Raw genomic sequence first — 2,080 nt, 5'->3', positions numbered from 1 at the left:
TCGGAACCCAGCGTTCCGGCGCGTCCGGCGTGTGCCGTCAGGACGCCTCGGGCCGGGGATCTCCGGCGGCGCGGCTTATGTGTTCGTGCCGTAGAGGCGGTCGCCCGCGTCGCCGAGGCCGGGCACGATGAAGGCGTGCTCGTCGAGGCCCTCATCCAGCGCGCCGAGGAACAGGGTGACGTTGCGGTCGCCCACGGCGTTCCGGATCGTGTCGACGCCCTCTGGGGTGCCGAGGATGCAGATCGCGGTCACGTCCTCTGCCCCGCGGGCGAAGAGGAAATCGATGGCCGCGGCCAGTGAGCCGCCCGTGGCAAGCATCGGGTCCAGGACGAAGCACTGCCGACCCTCGAGCCGCTCGGGCAGCCGCTCGGCGTAGGTCGTGGGGAGCAGCGTCTCCTCGTCGCGGGCCATGCCCAGGAAGCCAACCTCGGCGGTCGGGATCATCTTGACCATGCCCTCGAGCATGCCGAGACCGGCGCGCAGGATCGGCACCACGAGGGGCGCCGGGGTGCTGAGGCGCACGCCGGTGGTCCGGGCGACCGGGGTCTCGATCTCGATGGGGGTGACGCTGACGTCGCGGGTGGCCTCGTAGGCCAGGAGGGTCATCAGCTCCTCGGTGAGGGAACGGAACGTCGGCTGGGCCGTGTTCTTGTCGCGCAACACCGTGAGCTTGTGGGTGATCAACGGGTGGTCGGCAACAAAGACTCGCATACGCTTAGTCTACGGGCAACACTCACCAGAAGGAGACGGCTGTGCGGCCAATTCACGGGATCGCGGTCCCTCCCGCGCACGAGCGCGCCATGCGGCTTGCGCTGACCGAGGCCGAGCGCGCAGCCACGCTCGGCGAGATCCCGGTCGGCGCGGTCGTGCTGGGCCCAGACGGGGCCGTGCTCGCGACCGGTCGCAACGAGCGCGAAGAGAGCGGCGACCCCACCGCGCACGCCGAGGTCCTCGCCATTCGCCGGGCCGCGACCGCGCTCGGCGATCGGATCCTCGACGGCTGCACGCTCGTGGTCACCCTGGAGCCCTGCGTGATGTGCGCGGGCACGATCCAGGCCGCCCGGATTCCGGTCGTGGTCTTCGGGGCCTGGGACGAGAAGGCCGGGGCGGCCGGCAGCCTCTACGACGTGCTCCGCGACCGGCGACTCCCGCACCGCTGCGAGGTCACGAGCGGCGTGCTTGCCGAGGAATCGGTCGCGCTCCTGGAGGCCTTTTTCGCCGCGAAGCGCTGAGGCGCGTGCGCGCAGCACCACCGCGGGGGAGCCGGGGGCGAGAAGCGCCCCCCGGCTCCCCCGCGGTCTCGGGGCCGTGCGCGGGCTACGCGGAGGTCTTCCGCCCGGTGATCGCTCCCCAGATCAGGAGCACGACGATCGAGCCGCCGATCGCCAGGGCCCAGGTCTGCAGGGAGAAGAACTCCTGCAGATTGGCGTTGAAGAGGATGCCGCCGAGCCAGCCGCCGACCATCGCCCCGACGACGCCGAGCAGGAGGGTCATGAACCACCCGCCGCCCCGGTCGCCGGGGAGGATCATCTTGGCGAGGGAACCGGCGATGAGGCCGAGCAGGAGGAAACTGAGGAAGCCCATGAGGTGCTCCGATCTAGGTGATGGGACGGGTGGTGTGGTCAAACGTGTGCTGCGGTGAAACGGATGCTGCGGTGTGCCCGGGGGCTCGGGCGGCGGAACCCGCGGGGCTCGGCCGGGAATCGTTGCCCCCCGGCCGGTCGAGTGCCGCCCGGGGATCGGCCGAGCCGTGCCCGATTCGGATGAGCGTCGGATGCTCCGCGCCCAGCAGGTCCTGCCAGCGCGTGAGCGCGCGTTCGGCGACGTCCGCGATGCGAGCGGGGGACGCCCCCCGTCGGGCGGTAATCGAGAGCACCAGGCCGGCCCCCGCGCGAAGCTGAGGACCCGAGACGCGGATCGACTGGATATCCGGGTCGTCGCTGAGCGCCCGGCGGAGCGAGTCCGAGGCGACCGCCGGGGTGATCCGCACCGCGCCAGCCAGCCCGGGGCCACCCTCAGCGCGCCCGGACCGCTCGGTCTCCCGTGCCGGGCCGAGGCTCGCGGCCGGCCGGGTTCGCTG

3 protein-coding genes and 1 pseudogene are annotated in these 2,080 nt (G+C 72.2%); 1 reads left to right on the top strand and 3 read right to left on the bottom strand.

Going from position 1 to position 2,080, the window contains the following annotated elements; translation table 11 throughout:
• Positions 1–75: 75 nt before the first annotated feature.
• On the bottom strand, positions 76–711 hold the full coding sequence (upp, locus tag OOT08_RS08600; protein ID WP_325092218.1) for a uracil phosphoribosyltransferase: 636 nt from the start codon (positions 709–711) through the stop codon (positions 76–78).
• A gap of 89 nt (positions 712–800) precedes the next feature.
• Here upp and OOT08_RS08595 point away from each other — a divergent pair, with 89 nt between their 5' ends.
• Positions 801–1,232, top strand: a complete 432-nt coding sequence (locus tag OOT08_RS08595) for a nucleoside deaminase (protein WP_325092886.1) — start codon at positions 801–803, stop codon at positions 1,230–1,232.
• A gap of 85 nt (positions 1,233–1,317) precedes the next feature.
• On the opposite strand, the gene OOT08_RS08590 is transcribed toward OOT08_RS08595, so the two are convergent.
• Positions 1,318–1,584, bottom strand: a complete 267-nt coding sequence (locus OOT08_RS08590) for a GlsB/YeaQ/YmgE family stress response membrane protein (RefSeq protein WP_325092217.1) — start codon at positions 1,582–1,584, stop codon at positions 1,318–1,320.
• Positions 1,585–1,597: 13 nt separating this feature from the next.
• Positions 1,598–2,080: pseudogene (locus OOT08_RS08585) on the bottom strand (hypothetical protein); the annotation flags it as partial.

Source organism: Leucobacter sp. M11, assembly GCF_035726885.1.
Classification (GTDB): Bacteria; Actinomycetota; Actinomycetes; order Actinomycetales; family Microbacteriaceae; genus JAPFRB01.
Note: the sequence above shows the minus strand (reverse complement) of the source record. Positions and strands in the feature narration are given on the sequence as shown.

What these genes read in the sequence shown, in the direction of transcription:
- upp (WP_325092218.1), bottom strand. Translation starts at nt 711, where the DNA reads ATGCGAGTCTTTGTTGCCGACCACCCGTTGATCACCCACAAGCTCACG.
- OOT08_RS08595 (WP_325092886.1), top strand. Translation starts at nt 801, where the DNA reads ATGCGGCTTGCGCTGACCGAGGCCGAGCGCGCAGCCACGCTCGGCGAG.
- OOT08_RS08590 (WP_325092217.1), bottom strand. Translation starts at nt 1,584, where the DNA reads ATGGGCTTCCTCAGTTTCCTCCTGCTCGGCCTCATCGCCGGTTCCCTC.